At 35.5% G+C, this 18,728-nt stretch carries 14 protein-coding genes and 1 pseudogene; 12 read left to right on the top strand and 3 right to left on the bottom strand.

Translation table 11 applies throughout. The features are described 5' to 3' along the window. The first annotated feature begins 12 nt into the window (after positions 1–12). Positions 13–1,533 (top strand): tripartite tricarboxylate transporter permease, encoded by a 1,521-nt coding sequence (locus tag J0N78_RS04860; protein ID WP_209121905.1) that lies wholly within the window; start codon positions 13–15, stop codon positions 1,531–1,533. Between the two features lie 395 nt (positions 1,534–1,928). On the opposite strand, the gene J0N78_RS04855 is transcribed toward J0N78_RS04860, so the two are convergent. Together J0N78_RS04855 and J0N78_RS04850 are read right to left on the bottom strand one after the other, a co-directional pair. Next, entirely contained in the window at positions 1,929–2,840 is a 912-nt protein-coding gene (locus tag J0N78_RS04855) for a DMT family transporter (protein ID WP_209121904.1), read from the bottom strand. A 38-nt stretch (positions 2,841–2,878) separates the two neighbouring features. Further along, positions 2,879–4,645, bottom strand: a complete 1,767-nt coding sequence (locus J0N78_RS04850; protein WP_209121903.1) for a B12-binding domain-containing radical SAM protein — start codon at positions 4,643–4,645, stop codon at positions 2,879–2,881. Between the two features lie 196 nt (positions 4,646–4,841). Between J0N78_RS04850 and J0N78_RS04845 the strand changes: the two genes are divergently transcribed. The 5 genes from J0N78_RS04845 (at position 4,842) to J0N78_RS04825 (ending at position 9,751) form a co-directional block, all read left to right on the top strand. Further along, positions 4,842–5,477, top strand: a complete 636-nt coding sequence (locus J0N78_RS04845; RefSeq protein ID WP_209121902.1) for a hypothetical protein — start codon at positions 4,842–4,844, stop codon at positions 5,475–5,477. Between the two features lie 291 nt (positions 5,478–5,768). Further along, complete coding sequence (locus tag J0N78_RS04840; protein ID WP_209121901.1) at positions 5,769–6,785, top strand: ABC transporter substrate-binding protein; 1,017 nt, start codon at positions 5,769–5,771, stop codon at positions 6,783–6,785. Between the two features lie 141 nt (positions 6,786–6,926). Continuing rightward, a complete protein-coding gene (locus J0N78_RS04835; RefSeq protein WP_209121900.1) occupies positions 6,927–7,922 on the top strand; it encodes an ABC transporter permease in 996 nt (331 codons plus the stop codon). Next, a complete protein-coding gene (locus J0N78_RS04830; RefSeq protein WP_209121899.1) occupies positions 7,909–8,703 on the top strand; it encodes an ABC transporter ATP-binding protein in 795 nt (264 codons plus the stop codon). Before J0N78_RS04835 ends, J0N78_RS04830 begins: the two co-directional genes overlap by 14 nt. 142 nt (positions 8,704–8,845) lie before the next feature. Continuing rightward, the gene (locus J0N78_RS04825) at positions 8,846–9,751 is read left to right on the top strand and encodes a fumarylacetoacetate hydrolase family protein (RefSeq protein ID WP_209121898.1); all 906 of its coding nucleotides are present in this window, start codon (positions 8,846–8,848) and stop codon (positions 9,749–9,751) included. A gap of 151 nt (positions 9,752–9,902) precedes the next feature. Here the strand turns inward: J0N78_RS04825 and J0N78_RS04820 are convergent, their stop codons facing one another. Next, on the bottom strand, positions 9,903–10,763 hold the full coding sequence (locus J0N78_RS04820; RefSeq protein WP_209121897.1) for a selenium metabolism-associated LysR family transcriptional regulator: 861 nt from the start codon (positions 10,761–10,763) through the stop codon (positions 9,903–9,905). A gap of 192 nt (positions 10,764–10,955) precedes the next feature. Here J0N78_RS04820 and phnD point away from each other — a divergent pair, with 192 nt between their 5' ends. From phnD to J0N78_RS25705, 6 genes and pseudogenes are all read left to right on the top strand, one after another. Continuing rightward, a complete protein-coding gene (phnD, locus tag J0N78_RS04815) occupies positions 10,956–11,843 on the top strand; it encodes a phosphate/phosphite/phosphonate ABC transporter substrate-binding protein (protein WP_209121896.1) in 888 nt (295 codons plus the stop codon). Between the two features lie 14 nt (positions 11,844–11,857). Continuing rightward, positions 11,858–12,619, top strand: a complete 762-nt coding sequence (phnE, locus tag J0N78_RS04810) for a phosphonate ABC transporter, permease protein PhnE (RefSeq protein ID WP_209121895.1) — start codon at positions 11,858–11,860, stop codon at positions 12,617–12,619. Between the two features lie 18 nt (positions 12,620–12,637). Continuing rightward, positions 12,638–13,420, top strand: a complete 783-nt coding sequence (phnC, locus tag J0N78_RS04805) for a phosphonate ABC transporter ATP-binding protein (RefSeq protein ID WP_209121894.1) — start codon at positions 12,638–12,640, stop codon at positions 13,418–13,420. A gap of 131 nt (positions 13,421–13,551) precedes the next feature. Further along, positions 13,552–14,985 carry an L-seryl-tRNA(Sec) selenium transferase gene (selA, locus tag J0N78_RS04800; protein ID WP_209121893.1) on the top strand — a complete coding sequence of 478 codons (1,434 nt, stop codon included), beginning with the start codon at positions 13,552–13,554 and terminating at the stop codon, positions 14,983–14,985. 355 nt (positions 14,986–15,340) lie between these two features. Further along, positions 15,341–18,091 carry a phosphoenolpyruvate carboxylase gene (gene ppc / locus J0N78_RS04795; protein WP_209121892.1) on the top strand — a complete coding sequence of 917 codons (2,751 nt, stop codon included), beginning with the start codon at positions 15,341–15,343 and terminating at the stop codon, positions 18,089–18,091. 348 nt (positions 18,092–18,439) lie between these two features. Continuing rightward, positions 18,440–18,625 (top strand): annotated as a pseudogene (locus J0N78_RS25705) (group II intron reverse transcriptase/maturase); the annotation flags it as partial. Between the last annotated feature and the right edge of the window lie 103 nt (positions 18,626–18,728).

Genomic DNA, 18,728 nt, shown 5'->3' with positions numbered 1-18,728 from the left:
GAGGTTACAAAGTTGTTTGATTTACTATTATTAGGGATTTCAGAAATTTTTCAGATAAGAATACTCTTAATCATATTATTAGGTGTCATAGTTGGGATTTTAGCAGGCTTAATTCCAGGATTTACTGTAGCTATGGCCATTGTACTCACCTTACCTCTTACCTTTGGAATGGAGCCTGTTGCTGGTGTGGCAGCAATGATAGGAGTATTTGTAGGTGGAATGTCAGGTGGTTTGATAAGTGCAGCATTATTAGGTATACCTGGTACTCCTTCTTCAATAGCTACAACCTTTGATGCTTATCCAATGACGAAAAAAGGTGAACCTGGAAAAGCACTTTCCATTGGTATTTGGGCTTCATTTTTAAGCTCTATTATTAGTTTGCTTTTATTAGTTTCTATTGCACCTCAAATTGCAAAGTTTGCTTTACTTTTTGGTCCATGGGAGATGTTTTCTTTAATAATTGTTTCATTAACCATAATCGCTAGTGTGACAGGGGATTCAATTATTAAAGGATTGATTGCTGGTTTATTTGGACTTTTAATTGCTACTGTTGGTGCAGATCCAATTTCAGGTTTATCCCGTTTTTCCTTTGATTTAAGAGCCTTAAGAGCAGGTATCCCCTTTCTTGTAGTGTTAATTGGTATGTTTGCGATTTCTCGACTTTTAGTGTCATTAGAGCGTAAGGAGTTAATGAAAGATAGTCAAGATCGGCAAAAAGACAAACTCCAACATATGAATTTTGTCCTTCGTCCATTAAAAACATTGAAAATCGTTTTATCTAAGCCTGGAAACCTAATCGGTTCTTCGGCCATTGGATCGATTATAGGAGCAATTCCTGGTGCTGGTGGAAGCATCGCTAATATCGTTGCTTATGACCAAGCGAAGAAATGGTCAAAAAATCCTGAGAAATTTGGGACTGGCTGTGAAGAAGGTGTTATTGCATCTGAAGCTGGAAATAACTCTACAGTTGGCGGAGATTTAATACCTACGGTCGCTCTAGGTATTCCTGGTTCTGCAGTAACAGCTGTTTTGCTTTCTGCTTTAATGGTGCACGGGATTACACCTGGACCTTTATTAATTGTAAATGAACCTAATGTAGTAGGTGGTATCTTCTTTGCCTTTTTTGTTGCTTCATTTTGGATGCTAATTACTCAATTTTTAGGGATTCGTTATTTTATGAAGGTGACACAAATTCCTACACATGTTTTAGTTCCTGTTATTTTATTTTTATGTGTAGTGGGTACGTTTGTACTTAATAATCGTTTAACTGATTTATATATTCTCTTAGCTATGGGAATTGTCGGCTATATTTTTACGAAGTATGACTTTTCATTAGCTCCTGCGATTATCGGTGTTATACTTGGACCTATTGCGGAAGTTAATTTAAGGCGAGCGTTTATGTCAGACCCCGACTGGACCTTATTCTTTACAAGACCGATTTCTTTAGCTTTTTTAATCTTAACAGTTATATCAATTTTATTTACGATTTGGCAGACGAAAAAAACAAATGCAAGGAATAAAGGAACTGTTTAAAGGTAAATCATCGCTCTGTGACTTCCCTTTAAAGCTTAACATTAGATTAAACCCAAAAAGAAGGCTAACCAATTTTTTTAAAATGGTTAGCCTTCTTTTTTGAAATTCTACATGAAGTAAGCTAAATATTCCTAAATCACTTCATATTTTTACAAGTAAACCCTTGTTGCTTCAGCATTTGTGCAATGTTTTGGTAATAAGGTTTACTATAAAAGGATGTGACTCGCTTAGACCAATTGGATGAAGTTTGTCCATTCGAGCGCTTCTTTGTATACTGTTCCATATGATCGTCATATGCATCTATGATTTCTTTAAGGTTTGTATTGTACCTCCACTCTTTTTGCATAAGAATAAGACTTTTAAAAGGTAAAATCAAATTAATAACACTTAACAATTTAAGCAGAGTGATCCATTTTTGCTCTTCCTAAAAATTTTGATAAGGGTATATTTTGAACTGCAATAACGGAAATAATTACGAGAACAATTCCCGTGTATTGCCAAATCGATAATACTTCGTAATAAAGCAGCATGCCATTAAATGCGGCTACAACAGGCTCTAACGTTGCTATTATTGACGCTTTTCCTGCTTCTACCTGATCAAGACCTTTAGTATAAAAAATAAATGCCAATACAGTTGGGAATAACCCTAAACTAGCAGCGTACATCCATATTTTAAAATCGTTCAACTGGCCAACCCACGTCCAAATTTGACTAACAGGAAGTATAAATAGAGTTGCAAATACGAAAGTATATATGGTGACCGTCATGGGATGATATTTTTGTAAAGCAAACTTCCCAAATATACTGTACAAGCCATAAAATAATCCAGAACCCAAACCAGCAATAACCCCAACTGTCGTCATTGTAATAGAACCACTTGGGAGCAGTTCAACGACGAGTATACAGCCCAAAAGGCTGAAGGTAAGGGAAATGAGCTTTCGTGCAGTTAACGCTTCTTTAAAAATAAATCGAGATAGAAGGAGAACGAAAGCAGGAGCTGTATATAGTAAGATGGCAGCAACTGAAATTGACGTTTCCTGAATAGCGATAAAAAAACACCAATTGAAAAAAACAATACTAATGATTCCTGTTCCAATAAAAATGGGACTATCATTGAATCGAATACGTAACCACTTTCGGTTAACAAAAAAGCAATAGCCGATTAGAAAAAAAACAGCACAGCTTACACGAAGAGTTACGACTTGTACTGGTGTTAAACCAAGACTATATAGTTCTTTGACAAAGATCCCGATCGTCCCCCAGAGTGCGGCACCTATAGCAATTGATAAATATGCCCAGCGGGTCATATAATACCTCCCCCTTCTTATGTATTAGAAAAAACGCCTTATGATAAGGCGCCTTGCTCTAGATTGTGTAATGATGAAGTATAGTGTGTCGTATTCTGCTCTTTTGGATTAAAGTAAGTAATCATTAGCTGCTCTTGTAAAATTACTTCTTTTGTCTGTAAATAGTGATCAAGATCAAAAGACAGAACTTCAATCATTGTATGTTTATGAAGGTCTTTTTCTGACAGTCTTAATTTACTAAATTCCTCAGAAACTAAATGAGGTGAAGTAGCGATTGATTTCAAATAACGAGATTGAGCTTCTTTCGTTAATGAGAATTTCCACCATGTTGAACGAGGTTTATGCTTATGGCGAATAAAGTAATCATAAACCATTAGGCCGTGGATGGTTTCGATGTTCTTTGTATTTCTTTCTTGTAAAAATTGAAATAGTCTACGAAACAAATCTTCGAGTTGATGACCAATTTTTGCCCAGCCTTGTTTATCCCAAAAATCCCCAAATTCCTGGAAGAAATCAAAGGCTGAAGTGAATTCTTTAGTCACTAAGTATTCAACTGTTTCATCCATGCGATGATCGTTCCAGTACTTTTCTAATACATCTTCGACACGTTTAATCCGAACGATATCTTCAAAAGGCAAAACATTGTTTCCTAAGATTTCGTATGGTGCATGCTCCATAAATACATAATCGTGGTCATCTGCACGCAGGCGAAGTCCTGTCCCTCTTAACATTTTTAAGAATCCAAGTTGTAGTTCCTCAGGACGCAGTGCAAATACATCATTAAATGTATTTTTAAATGACTCATAATTCTCCTCGGGTAAGCCAGCAATTAAGTCAAGATGCTGATCAATTTTTCCACCTTCTTTAACAAGTGTTACCGTTCGAGAGAGCTTTTCAAAATTTTGTTTTCGTTTTACGAGTTCATTTGTCGCATCATTTGTGGACTGAACTCCTATTTCAAAGCGGAAAATTCCAGCAGGTGCGTTTCGATTTAAAAACTCCAGTACTTCTGGACGCATAATATCAGCGGTTATTTCAAATTGGAATACACACCCCTCGTGGTTATCAATGAGAAACTGAAAGATCTCAAGGGCGTAATCTCGTTTAATATTGAACGTCCGGTCGACGAATTTAATAAGCTTCGCACCACTTTTGATTAAGAAAAGTAAATCGGATTTTACTCGTTCAATATCAAAATACCTGACCCCAACTTCAATAGAGGATAAACAAAATTGACAACTAAAAGGACAGCCTCGGCTTGTTTCAAAGTAAGTAACTCGCTTTGAAAGAGCAGGTAAATCTTCTTGAAAGCGGTACGGTGACGGAATTGAATTTAAGTCAAGCTTTGTACTCGGAGGATTAACAATGACTTTACTATCTTTTCGATAAGCGAGGCCAAACACCATATGAAACTTTTCATCATGGGCAAGCTCGTCTAGTAGGAGTTTAAACGTTTCTTCACCTTCACCGATGACGATAAAATCAGCTTGTGGGATGCGCTCTAGCCAATAAGCTGTATCATATGACACTTCGGGTCCACCGAGAACGATTTTCACATTTGGCATTACTTTTTTAAGCATTTCTACGACTTTAATCGTCTCTTCAATATTCCAAATATAACAACTAAATCCAATAACATCAGGATTTTTTTGATAAAGTTCAGTCACGATATTCATGATTGGATCTTTGATTGTAAATTCAACCATTTCTACAGGGTATTCAGGTTCAGCATAAGCTTTTAGACAGCGAAGAGCTAGACAAGTATGGATGTACTTCGCATTTAAAGTTGTAATAACGACTTTCATTTTATCTTACCTCTATTCTTTAATACTAAAAGTTAGTAGATTTAAATTTAATTGTCCAAAAAGAAGCTTCATTTTATGATGAACATTTTAAAAATAATTGCCTTTATGTTCATTGTTTTGCTTATGAGCAGTAATTTATACGTTAAGTATGATACCATATTTTCTATGGATAATTATATAGATAGGATTTGATATGATGTTGTTAATATTTCCAAGTTGGCTATTCACGTTGATTGGCATACTATTGGTTGGAATTATCTGTGCTGTGTTTTCTCTACTTATAACAAAATGGATGAAAAAGAAAAAAATAAAAGACAAGCGTTTTGAAAATATAGTCGCGTTTTTCATCGTAATTGTTGTCGTTGCTGCTGCTATGTTTATGAAGGAAAATTTATTTACGACTGTGTATGAGGGAAGTTTGATTGTTACAGAAGAACAGGAAGTTGAAGTTCCGTATACGAGTGCAGAGTTTTTTACCTTTCAAGACGTTTTAATCATTGATTATCTTTTTACACAAATGAATTATGGCGAAGAATTTAACTTGAACAATAATAATGAAGACGCAAGTGTAAGAGTAAGTATAGCAATAAACGAGTATCAACCGCTTTTATCTTATATGAAAAAGTACAAGGAGGAGGAATCAGAAAGATATTTAAACCAGCATTTCCCATTTGATGTTTATTATAAGCGGGAGCATTCTAATGAAATTAACCATATACTTCAGCAATTAGATTCAAACCAATCGTGTGAAAATCTATTACCTACTTTAGAAGAGGAGTTAGTAAAAAGAGAAAAGGATTATTTTCATTATGAAATAGTTTGTATAGAGTAGCGAAGAGGGCATAGAGTCATTCTCGCTTAAATTATGTTTGTCGAAAGTAAAAGTACGGCCATTAAATGTAACTTAGAGAAGTTATTCTGAAAAACAGTATCAACAATGGGTAATTAAATATTCTTCTTCAAGAAGTAACAAAAAAAATTAAATTCTATAGATAAAAAAATCGTCACTTATTCGCATAACCGCTTTAATCTAATAAAAAAAGTTATTTACAATAAGTGGCTAGTTGTACTATGATAATACTTAACTATTAGAAAATTATAAAAACTATAGGGGGATAATGAAATGAAGAAATGGATGAAATTAGTTGGGACAGCAGCTGTAGGTTTAATAGCACTTACTGCTTGTGGCCAGGATAGTAGTACACCTGCTGAACCAGAAGAAAATCAAAGTAGTGAGGAAGCGCCTGCAGAAGAAGTTACGTTTAAAATTGGGGCTACGCAAATTGTAGAGCATCCATCGCTTGATGCTGCCTATGAAGGATTCCAAAAAGCGATTGAAGATGCTGGTTTATCCGTTACATATGATTTCCAAAGTGCGCAAGGTGACCAAAACAATGTTCATACGATCGCCAATAACTTTGTCGCTGATAATGTCGACTTAATCTTTACAAATTCAACAGTAAGTACGTTAGGTGCTTTAAATGCTACAAATGAGATACCAATCGTCTTTGCTTCAGTTTCAGATCCAGTATCAGCAGGGCTAGTTACAGCATTAGATGAGCCTGGCGAGAACATCACTGGTGTCATTGATCTACACCCTGAATTTACACAAAAAACAGTAGAGTTTATTGAAGAAAACTTTGAAGGTGCAAGAGTAGGGATTATCATCGATTCAGGGGAACAAAACTCAATTTCTCAATTAGAAGCAGTCAAAGCGGCCATGAAAGGAACTAGCCTTACGCTTGTTGAACGGAGCGTAGATTCTTCAGCTGTAGTAGCTGAGGCGGCTCGCTCTTTAGCCGATCGCGTTGATGTGTTCCTAATGACGACAGATAATACAGTTGTACAAGGTCTAGGAGCTTTAGTAGGAGTTGCAAATGATAATAATATTCCATTAATCGTTGGTGACCCAGAATCACTAGAAGGCGGTGGATTTGCAACATACGGTGTAGATTTCTTCTCCATTGGTTATCGTGCTGGTGAAATGGCAGTACAAATTTTAAAAGGTGAAAAAGCACCATCTGAAATTAATGTGGAAATTCCACCTGAGCTTACTCTATTAATTAACAAGAAAGCAGCAGAAGAGCAAGGTGTAGAGTGGAACGATGAGTGGGGTACGATTGCTGAAGTAATCGAATAATGTAATAGAATAAGAGTGGTAGGGCTGACTCACGCGTATGTAGGATAGATAGCGTTTTTAAGGTACTGGATACTATATTAGAGTCAGCCATATTGCCATTATTAATTTTAGTATTTTTAGTTTAGGAAGGAAGAGGTCATCATGTTTATCTCAATATTTGGCTCAATTGAATCTGGAATTATTTATGCACTCATGGCACTAGGGGTCTACCTCACCTTTCGTATTCTTGATTTTCCAGACTTAACTGTAGATGGGAGCTTTGTGACAGGAGCAGCAGTTGCTGCAATGATGATTATTAATGGGTACTCACCGATCGTTGCTACAATCGTTGCTGTTTTGGCTGGATTTATTGCTGGTTGTGTCACAGGGATTCTTCATACGAAAGGTAAGATTAATCCATTGTTGTCCGGTATTTTAATGATGATAGCTCTTTATTCGATTAATTTAAGAATTATGGGTCGCCCTAATTTACCGTTATTAAATGAGACAACACTTATTAAACAACTAACAGGATTATGGCAAAATCTTGGCTTTGATCAATTTTTTAATGGAATTATATCATTTTTAGGTGTACCACAGCTTCCGCGTACATGGGCAGTTGTGTTTTTTGCCTTAATCGTTACTTTAGTTATTAAAGTTTTACTTGATTTATTTTTAAAAACAGAAGTTGGTTTAGCGCTTAGAGCAACAGGAGACAACAAACGAATGATCCGTAGCTTTTCAGCGAACACTGACTACTTAATTATTTTAGGCTTAGGGTTATCAAATGGTCTGGTTGCATTATCTGGCTCTCTTATTGCTCAATATGGCGGCTTTGCTGATGTTGGTATGGGTATAGGAATGATTATTATCGGACTTGCTTCGGTTATTATTGGTGAGGCGCTTTTTGGAACTAAAACGATTGCACGAACAACATTAGCCGTTATCGGTGGAGCGATCATCTATCGAATCGTTCTGACTTTGGCACTAAGAGTTGAATTTTTAGAAACCGGGGACATGAAGTTAATTACAGCTGTAATCGTCGTTGCAGCACTTGTAACACCGAAAATATTAGCTGCTCGTAAAGAAAAACGGCGCCGCATAAAGAAGCGGGCACAGCTCTCGCAACTAGGAGGAAATGGAAATGTTGCATCTTAATAACATTAGCATTACCTTTAATGAGGGAACGCTTGATGAGAAAAAGGCATTACAAAATATTAATTTATCATTGAGTTCTGGAGATTTTATTACCGTCATCGGAAGTAATGGAGCTGGAAAATCAACATTAATGAATACGATCTCTGGAACATTATCTCCTGACGTTGGTGATGTCGTTATAGATGGTAAACATGTCACGTATTTACCAGAATACAAACGATCTACGTACATCGGTCGAGTCTTTCAAGATCCAATGGCAGGAACTGCTCCAACGATGACCATAGAAGAAAATTTAGCGATGGCGTATTCGCGAAATAAAAAAAGAACACTAAGCTTTGGAGTAACAAAAAAGCGACGTGAGCTGTTCCGGGAGTATTTAGCATCGCTAAATTTAGGTTTAGAGGATCGATTAACCGCGAAAGTTGGCTTGCTGTCGGGAGGAGAACGGCAAGCATTATCGTTACTGATGGCTACTTTTACTGAACCAAAAATTCTATTATTAGATGAACATACTGCGGCACTTGACCCAGCAAGAGCTGAACTAATAACACGCCTTACTGGAGAGATCGTTCAAAATTTTAACTTAACGACATTAATGGTTACACATAATATGCAGCAGGCGTTAGACTTAGGAAATCGATTAATTATGATGGATAAAGGTCAAATTATTTTTGATGTAAAAGGAACAGAAAAGCAGAATTTAACGATTGAAAAGCTGCTAAACGAGTTTCAACGTATTCGTGGTGAACAATTGGCAAGTGATAAAGCTGTTCTTGGATAGAAAGTCGTAGGTTGGCCAGTGTCAAATTCAGCGATCGTAGTCATTTATCAAATATAATATTTTGGAGGAGGAGCACACTTATGGATGATTAGCTCCTCTTTTTTAAATAGTAGTATAAATAATAAAAGGGTAGGTGTAGGTTATGAGGTTTGTTACATTTATGCTTAATGGATGGCAAAGAATTGGAGTCTTAAATCATGATCAAACGAAAATTATTGACCTTCAAAAAATTCAAAGCGATCGAGACATGGAAATCAAAATACCAGATTCTCTAATAGAAGCAATTGAATTAGGAGAGCCCTTCATTCATGAAGTTACAGAAAGTATCAAATGGGCAGGAGAAAAAAGGTTGGCTGAATACTCATATGATTTATCAAATCCTGAATTGAAGTTATTAGCTCCAATTCCCAGACCAAGGAAAAATATTTTTTGTGTCGGAAAAAACTATGCATCACATGCAATTGAAATGGGAAGTGTAGAGGATATTCCTAAGCATTTATTAATGTTTACAAAAGCTCCAACTACCGTCATCGGAACCGAAGAGGTAGTATTAAATCATGCTGAATTAACAAATGAGTTAGATTATGAAGGGGAGATAGCGATTGTAATCGGGAAAAAAGGGAAAGCTATTAAGGAAGAAGAAGCACTTGATTACATATTTGGATACACCATTCTTAATGATATTACAGCGCGAAATCTTCAAAAAAGACATAATCAATTCTTTTTAGGGAAAAGTTTAGATGCGACATGCCCAATGGGACCATGGATTACGCATTCAAGCCTAATAAATGCTAAAGAACTAGAAATTGAAACGAGAGTGAATGGGGAGTTAAGGCAAAAGGGCAGTACAGATCAATTAATCTTCTCGATTCCGACAATAATTTCTGTTATTTCCCAAGGAATGACGTTAGAACCTGGGGACATTATTGCAACTGGAACTCCTTCAGGTGTAGGAAGTGGTTTCAATCCACCTAAGTATTTAAAATCTGGAGACCGGATTGAAATAAGTGTGAAAGAGTTAGGTAAATTAACGAATACGATTGAATGAGGATAAAAAAAAGATTGTTTGTTACATTTTTGTTTAATCGGTAAAATTCTACCTTAATAATAACCCAACTATTATTTGTAGTTGGGTTATATTAAGATTGTTTAGATTTAGCTTTTTTTGTCCAACGGATAAGGTGAATTTTATTTATAATCTAGACCCGCAGTAAATCAATGAAAGCTTTTATACCAGGTTGTTGTTGTTTATAGGTAGAGTATACACAATAAAATTTTCTGTCTACAGGGAGTTCTGCAAGTATTTTAATGCGATTGTATTTAGTCGCTAAGCTGGCTGCCATGTCGGAAACAATGGAGTATCCTAACCCTGATTCAACCATTGTTATTACAGACTCTGTACTATGAACAGTCGCTATACAATTTAGCTCTTCTATCGCTCCCCCCCATTGTAAAAGACCTTTCTTTGCTGCCTTCCATGTACCTGAGCGACCGCTCCTAAAAATAAATGGCAAGTCTTTAATGTCTTCATAGCTATCAACCTTTTCACTGTCATTGGGACCAATTAGTAATAGTTTATCCTCTGCAATTAAATAACTCATTAATTCTGTTGACTGCGGTTGACAGCCAACAAAGCCTAAATCTAATTTTTCAGTTTGGATTAGCTCTAAAACTTCATCTGACTCATGAACTGACAGGCTTATTTCTAGTTGAGGATAGGCGTTTAAGTAATTTCTTAGTATGGGGGGTAAAATATAGGTACTTGGGATTGAACTAGCACCAATTTTGACAAGGCCAGTCAAACTGGTTTGAAAAGCTTGACACTCTTCTTCTAATTGCTTCCAAGAGCATAATAAGCTTTTTCCTCGTTTGCATACTATTCGTCCTGCTTCAGTAGGAATAAGAGAATCTCTGTGTAATAGAGATGTTCCTAACTCTTTTTCTAATGTTTTGATTTGTTTACTAACCCCGGGCTGACTTATATTTAATATTTCTGCTACTGTAGAAAAATTTTTATGTTCAATAACTAGCATAAAGGTTTTTAGTCTTTTTAAGTTCATTTTATACCCCCTCGTAGAAATTTTCTATTTTTAATAGTATCACACCGTCTCTATAAGACCAATAAAAAGAATATTTATTATAAATATTCAGAAATTACGTTGTAATCATGATTATTATATGATAGTGTTTAAATAACTAATCATAATTACAATAATTACTTTAAGTAATTAAAAATAAAGGGAGGTAAAGAAATGAAAATAACGTTTCGTTTACTAATAGTCGTTTTATGGTTTGTAACAGCTGGCTGTAATCAAGAACAAACTTTAAAAGAAAATGAAGTTTTTACCATTGGATTAATCCCTTCCCAAACAGAAGGAGAAATGCAAACAGCTATTGATAAATTACAGGCACTTTTGAGTAAAGAATTAAACCGCAAAGTTGAAATTACACATTATCCAGCTTACAACGCAGTAGTTGAAGCCTTAAATTACAGCCATATTGATATGGCATTCTTCGGGCCTTTAACTTATGTTATTGCTCATGAGAGGAGTGGTGCAGAAGCAATAATTACTCAATTAGTAGACGGAGAACCGTATTATTACTCATATATTATTACTCATGTTGATTCAAAATGGGAGACTTTAGACGAATTACTAGAAGATCATGACAATGTAGATTTTGCTTTTGGAAGTTTATCATCTACTTCAGGATCTTTAATTCCAAGTGTTGAGTTAAAAAATCGTGGTGTCTACACTTCAGAAGATAATCATAAGTTTAATTCGATAACATTTACCGGTTCCCATGATGTTACTGGGCAATCGGTATTGAACAAATATGTAGATGCAGGTGCTATAGATAGTGCAATTTTCTATTCCTTAGTTAAAAGTGGAAAGTTAAATGGTGAGAAGATCAAAGTGATTTGGAAGTCAGAAAAGCTATTTCAGTACCCATGGGCTGTAAGTCCAGAGACAGGTGCTGAAACTATTGTACAGTTACAAGATATATTTATGGGAATCACAGATGAGGAGATTTTAAGTCCATTTGGTGCTTCGGGCTTTACTACGGCAAGTAATGAAGATTATGCTTCGTTACGTGAAGCCGCTATTATCGATGGACGTTTAGACGATGATCTAGACTAGGGGAGTTAACGAAGATGGTTTGGTTAAAAGGTCATTATTTTTTTATTGTAGGAATCTTGCTCTTATTTACTTGGGTTAGTTTAATCATTGTAGATTTTAAGTTTGGTATATTCTATTCATTTGTAAATACGATAGACTTTGTTAAAGAGCAATTTTTCCCGATAAATTGGGATATACTTTCAAAGTTAATGAAGGAAAGTTTTGTCACACTCGCTATGGCTTTTCTTGGTACTTTTTTTGCACTAGTAATTGCTATCCCAATTAGCTTTGTTTCAGCACGTAATACTAGTTGCGGTCCTATACTTTTTGGAGTCAACCGAATCTTTCTTAGTGGATTACGGTCAATACCGGAAATCGTGTTTGGATTAATTTTCGTCGTAGCTTTGGGGCTTGGTCCTTTTCCAGCTGTATTAGCGATATTATTGCATAACATAGGAGTTCTTGGAAAATTAATTTCAGAACTAATTGAGTCTGCAGATAAAGGACCCCAAGAAGCCATGAAGGCTGTTGGAGCAGCTAGATGGATTTCAGTATTATTTTCTATTTTGCCACAAATCTGGCCCAATATCCTATCTCAATACTTTTATCGTTTTGAAGTGGCAATTCGTACATCTTTAATATTAGGCTTTATAGGCGGTGGAGGAATTGGTCAGCAACTTTTTAACCATTTTAATACGTTTCAGTATAGATCAGTTGCACTAGATATAGTAGTCATTATGGTATTAGTAATCGTTGTCGATTTTATAGGCGGAAAAATTCGAAAAAAAGTAATGTAATTTAAGGGGGAGTGAGGTGTGTTAGAGCTTGATCAATTGTCTTTATGCTATCGAACAAGAAAGCAAGCAGCGCTCTCTAATGTAAGTTTGTCTTTTAGAAAGGGAGAATTTGTTTGTATCCTTGGCAAAAGCGGGGCAGGAAAATCTACATTAATCCGTTGTATCAATGGGCTGCAACGACCTACTTCAGGAAAGGTAATTTGGAGAGAGGTTAACATAAGTAGTCTTCGTGAAAAAGACTTACGAAATATTCGCAAAGACATGGGAATGATTTTTCAACATTTTAATTTAATCCCTCGAATGAGTGTTTACCAAAATGTTTTAATAGGAATGTTTGGTAATCGAAGTTCAATTAAAAACTTCCTTGGGATCTTCTCCAAAGAAGAAAAAGAAGAAGCTTTAAGAGCATTAGAAAATGTAGAGTTGATAGAGCAAAGCCAATACCGAATTGAAGAATTAAGCGGGGGGCAGAAACAAAGAGTTGCAATTGCAAGAGCACTTTTACAACAGCCCAAATTATTTTTAGGGGATGAGCCAGTGGCTAGCCTTGATCCAAGTACGTCAAAAAAGATTTTTGAACTGCTTCAAACGATTCATAATGAACAACAGCTATTAACGATAATTAATGTACATGATGTAGAGTTAGCTAAAAAGTTTGCAACTAGAATTGTAGCATTAAAAGATGGTAGGGTAATATTTGATGGAAAACCTGAAGACTTTACAGATGAAAAATACGCATTAATTTATGATACATCTATAGTAAATCATTATACTCCTATTCAAGATAAAAAGGTAATCTGATTTAGCAACCCGTACAATTGTATACAAATATAAAATCACCACATCCTGTGGCAACGTTTTTTAAGGGATGAAGGAAAATCCCCGATATATGAAGTTTCACTTTATAGATAGAAGGTAATGGAGGTCTAATAATGAAAAAATATCTTCAAGAGTTACCTGCAATACATACTCTGCAAAGTAACAGTAAATTTTTAAGCTTACAAGAAGAACAAAAAATACCGAGTTCTATCATAACAGAATGGCTTCAAGAAGAAATTGAAATCATCCGTAAAGAGATATTAAATGAAACATGGAAAGAATGTCTTTCAAAAAATGCATTCATTGATTATATCTATAAGAAAATTCAAACAAAAGGTAGTACGTTTCATCAATATAAATTTAAACATGTAATTAATGCAACAGGAACAATTTTGCATACAAATTTAGGAAGAGCAAAATTGAGTGATGAAGCAGTAAAGCAAGTAGTACTTGCTGCAAAAAATTATTCTAATCTTGAATATGATATTGAAAAAGGAGTTCGTGGCTCAAGGCATGACATTATTGAAAGTACTTTAAAAGAAATTACTGGTGCAGAATCAGCAATGGTTGTTAATAATAATGCAGCTGCAGTATATTTAATTTTACGTGCACTGGCCAATGAAAAGGAAGTAGTTGTATCTAGGGGGGAGCTAGTGGAAATAGGAGGTTCTTTTCGAATTTCTTCAATTATGGAAGAAAGTGGTGCTAAGCTTATAGAAGTCGGCACAACAAATAAAACACATTTATTTGATTACGAACAAGCTATTAGAGAAGAAACTTCTTTACTTATGAAAGTTCATACGAGTAATTTTAAAACGATTGGATTTACTCAATCTGTACCCTCAAAAGATTTAGTAGACCTAACAGCTTCATACGATCATGTAATTGTTTATGAGGATTTAGGGAGTGGGGCACTTTACGATTTTTCTCAACATGGAATAGGAGATGAACCAGTTGTATCAAAAGTATTAAAAATGGGTGTAGACATTGTTTCCTTTAGTGGTGATAAATTATTGGGTGGACCACAAGCTGGAATTATTGCTGGAAAAAAAGAACTAATTGATAAGCTAAAAAGGCATCAGATGGCTCGGGTGTTACGAGTAGATAAAATGACTCTTGCAGCTTTGGAAGCTACATTAAAGTCATATATTCAAGGAAACGTTGAAAGTATCCCAACAATTGGAGATATTTTGCTGCCGAAAATGAGGATTAAAGAACGAGTAGCAAATTTTATTTTTGAATTAGAAAAAAGAAATCAAGGTTGGATATGTCAGTCCCGAGACGATACATCTCAAATTGGGGGTGGAACAATGCCTGAAGTTGAGATTCCGACAGTTACAGCTGTTATTAGTCATCCCCAGATTCAAACACAAAGGCTTTTTGACTTATTGCGTTTCGGTGAACCAGTCATAGTTACCCGTCTGAAAGAAGATAAAGTCATTATGGATTTTAGGACGGTTTCTGAAGAGGAAATTTTATTAATATTATCTCGTTTAAATAGTATTATAAATAAAGTACAGGATAAAGAAATTATACAACAAATCTAACTTGATAAAAGAAGCGTATAGAGATTGTTTCTGAAAAGTTACTAAAGGCATGATGCCTTCTTTTTTTGTGGAATATCTAACTATAGGTCTGAAGATATGAAGTTTAAGGAAAGTATTAATGAGATTACTAAATTATCAGAATATGATTGGTTATTTTCCACGTTTTCTGTTATGATAAGAGGTAATAGTTAAAACTAGGTTATGATATTGAACTGTACTTCAAAAATGATTTATCCTATTTTAATGACAAATCGGGACGTATTTTGACCTTCAGGGTCACGCGATGTCCCTTGAGAAGCCATATTACACTAAGGCTTTTTGACCATCCAGAATAAAAACAGGAGGCTAATAATCAATGAGTAATGTAACAGTTAATAGTTCCCTATTACGGAATGATGTAAAAAAACTTGGTAATATTTTAGGTGAAATTTTAGTACACCATGGAGATATTTCACTATTAAATAAGGTTGAAGTCATTAGGGAGTTAACTAAAGATTTACGAAAAAATTATAGTGATGACTTATATCAAAAGTTAAAAGATGAAATTAGCAGCCTAGAACCCCCAACAAGACAACAAGTGATACGTGCGTTTTCAATCTATTTCCACCTTGTAAATATTGCAGAACAAAATCATCGAATTCGTAGAAGACGTCAATATCAATTACAGGACGATGGTGTACAGCCTTTTTCTCTTGGAAGTGCGGTAACCTCAATTAAGAGTAAAAAGATAACAGAAGATGCCCTTCAGAAAGTAATTAATGATTTATCATTAGAGTTAATTATTACAGCTCATCCGACAGAAGCAACCAAGCGGACTGTACTTGAAATACAAAAGCGAATTTCAACGATTTTAAAACAGTTTGATAACCCATTGTTAACCAAGCGAGAACGAGAAAAGCTAGATGAAAGTTTATTTAACGAAGTCACCGCTTTATGGCAAACTGATGAACTACGTCACCGAAAGCCAACAGTATTAGACGAGGTTAAAAACGGCCTCTATTATTTTGATGAAACATTATTTGATGTATTACCTAATGTACATCAAGAGTTGGAAGATCAATTAGAGGAGCATTATCCAGGTAATGAATGGAAAGTTCCTAATTTCCTAAGATTCGGTTCTTGGATTGGTGGAGACCGTGATGGTAATCCAAATGTTACACCTGAAATAACATGGGAAACACTAAAACTACAAAGAAAACTTGTACTAAAAAAATATAAAGAAGTCATTGTGGAATTGATGAAGCGATTCAGTCAATCAACTACTCGCGTAAATATTTGTGAACAGTTTATAAAGTCTGTTGAAGAAGACGAAAGTAGATATATGGAAAAGGGTAAGACGTGGCCTGTTGAAACAGAGGTGTATCGTCGGAAGTTTGCAGTTATTTTAAAGCGCCTAGGTGAAATTGGAAAATCAGAAGCTGGTTATAAAGAAGCTGAGGAATTATTAAATGATTTAGTCGTTATTAAAGAAAATGTGGAGAAACACCAACCGTCTAACCATAAACTTAAAATGATTCGGAAGTTAATTCGTCAAGTTCAATTGTTTGGGTTTCACCTAGCAACACTTGATATTAGAAACCATAGTGGTGAGCATGAAGCGGCGATCACTGAGATATTACAAGCTGTAAATATAACAAAGGATTACGCTTCACTAGCAGAAGATAAAAAGATAGAGATACTTGAAAATGTCTTAAAAGACCCGAGGCATCTTCTTTTAATAGATGAGGATTATTCAAAAGAAACTCAGGAGATCATAAAAGCTTTTAGAATGATCAAAAGAGCTCACAATGAATTTGGAAGCCGTTCAATAGAAGTGTATCTTGTGAGTATGACTCAATCGGCAAGTGATCTACTTGAAGTACTAGTACTTGCGAAAGAGGCAGGAATTTATCGATTACACGCTGATGGTAAAGTAGAAAGTGGCATAAATGTAGCTCCTCTACTAGAAACCGTCGATGATTTGGTTGCTGGACCACAAATTATGAAGACATTATTTGAAATGGATGTTTATCGCAATCATTTACAGGAGCGAAATAATAATCAAGAAATTATGCTCGGATACTCAGATGGAAGTAAAGATGGTGGAACGTTAACAGCAAACTGGAAATTATTTAAAGCGCAAAAAGAAATACATGAAATGGCGAAATCCTTTAATATCAGTTTGAAATTTTTCCATGGCCGAGGCGGTTCACTAGGACGTGGTGGTGGACCATTAAATCGAAGTATTCTATCACAGCCTGCAGAAACATTAGGTGATGGGGTAAAGATAACAGAGCAAGGGGAAGTGTTATCATCTCGGTATTTACTAGAAGACATTGCTTATAGAAGTTTAGAACAGGCAACTTCAGCATTACTTGAAGCCTCTGCTAAAGTATCAAAAAAATCAGAGCAAAGTCATATTCGTGAACAAGCGTGGGAAGAAGCGATGGAAGAAATCTCATCATATTCATTGGCGAAATATCAATCACTAGTTTTTAAAGATAAAGATTTTCTAACTTATTTTAATGAAGCAACACCGTTATCGGAGTTAAGTGCTCTTAATATAGGATCACGACCAATGAGTCGAAAAAATAATAAGTCTTTTGAGAATTTACGTGCTATTCCATGGGTATTCGCTTGGACACAATGTCGTCAGTTGATTCCAGCTTGGTATGCAGCAGGTACTGGCTTGCAATCCTTTTCCTCGAAAAGTGATGAAAATGTTAAGCTATTACAGACGATGTATATTAAATGGCCATTTTTCCGTTCAACAATAGATAATCTTCAAATGGCTTTAATGAAAGCAGATTTGGCAACAGCTAAAGAGTACGTAAACCTTGTCGAAGATCGTACAATTGGAGAGCGTATTTTTAAAGATATTACAGAAGAATATAATAAAACGAAGGATATTCTCTTATTAATTTCACAAAATCAAGAGCTGCTCGATCATACACCAAATATTCAAGAATCGGTTCGCAGACGTAATCCATACGTAGATCCACTTAATTTCCTTCAGGTCGATTTGATTAAAAAAATGCGGGCATCGGATGAAAAAGATGATGAGTTATTAACTGAAGTATTGCTAACGATTAGTGGAGTAGCAGCAGGAGTCCTAAATACAGGCTGATGGAAAATGATTAGAAAAAAGTAGATTAATTAGTATAAAAGCTCGAGCTTAACATAGCTCGGGCTTTTTATCATGAGCGCCGAGCATGGGTGCAATCTCTAGGGTGAAAGTCCCGAACTGTGAAGGCAGAAGTAACAGTTAGCTTAACGCAAGGGTGTCCATGGTGACGTGGAATCTGAAGGAAGCGGGCGGCAAACTTCTGGTCTGAGGAACACGAACTTCATACAAGGCTAGGTATCATTGGGTGAGTTTGCATGACAAAACAAAGCCCTTTCTGCCGAAGGTGATACAGAGTAAATGAAGCAGATGGATGGAAGGAAAGATTGCACTCTTACCTGGGGAGATCTGAGAGTAAGGAAACTTATTGGATTAGGAGTGCCGAAACAAAAGGCATACGAATGGGGAAATTCAAGGAAGAAATACCACAGAATTTCTAAAAGCCCAGTTCTACACAAAACCCTCAATAACTCTTATTGGAGTCATCGAGGGTTGAAAAGTTTATATCAACGATATGAATGTCTACGTCATACTTAATTGAACCGCCGTATACCGAACGGTACGTACGTGTGGTTTGAGAGGTCGGGGGTTAGTCACCCCCTCCTACTCGATTGAATGGAATTAATTTGAAAAATATAGT

It is taken from the genome of Alkalihalobacillus sp. BA299 (genome assembly GCF_017745675.1).
GTDB lineage: Bacteria > Bacillota > Bacilli > Bacillales > Bacillaceae_F > Alkalihalobacterium.
This window is presented reverse-complemented; position numbering and strand designations above follow the sequence as displayed.

Coding starts and splice junctions, on each gene's coding strand:
- J0N78_RS04825 (WP_209121898.1), top strand. CDS start 8,846: ATGAGGTTTGTTACATTTATGCTTAATGGATGGCAAAGAATTGGAGTC.
- selA (WP_209121893.1), top strand. CDS start 13,552: ATGAAAAAATATCTTCAAGAGTTACCTGCAATACATACTCTGCAAAGT.
- J0N78_RS04850 (WP_209121903.1), bottom strand. CDS start 4,645: ATGAAAGTCGTTATTACAACTTTAAATGCGAAGTACATCCATACTTGT.
- J0N78_RS04835 (WP_209121900.1), top strand. CDS start 6,927: ATGTTTATCTCAATATTTGGCTCAATTGAATCTGGAATTATTTATGCA.
- phnD (WP_209121896.1), top strand. CDS start 10,956: ATGAAAATAACGTTTCGTTTACTAATAGTCGTTTTATGGTTTGTAACA.
- ppc (WP_209121892.1), top strand. CDS start 15,341: ATGAGTAATGTAACAGTTAATAGTTCCCTATTACGGAATGATGTAAAA.
- J0N78_RS04820 (WP_209121897.1), bottom strand. CDS start 10,763: ATGAACTTAAAAAGACTAAAAACCTTTATGCTAGTTATTGAACATAAA.
- J0N78_RS04830 (WP_209121899.1), top strand. CDS start 7,909: ATGTTGCATCTTAATAACATTAGCATTACCTTTAATGAGGGAACGCTT.
- J0N78_RS04855 (WP_209121904.1), bottom strand. CDS start 2,840: ATGACCCGCTGGGCATATTTATCAATTGCTATAGGTGCCGCACTCTGG.
- J0N78_RS04840 (WP_209121901.1), top strand. CDS start 5,769: ATGAAGAAATGGATGAAATTAGTTGGGACAGCAGCTGTAGGTTTAATA.
- J0N78_RS04845 (WP_209121902.1), top strand. CDS start 4,842: ATGTTGTTAATATTTCCAAGTTGGCTATTCACGTTGATTGGCATACTA.
- phnE (WP_209121895.1), top strand. CDS start 11,858: ATGGTTTGGTTAAAAGGTCATTATTTTTTTATTGTAGGAATCTTGCTC.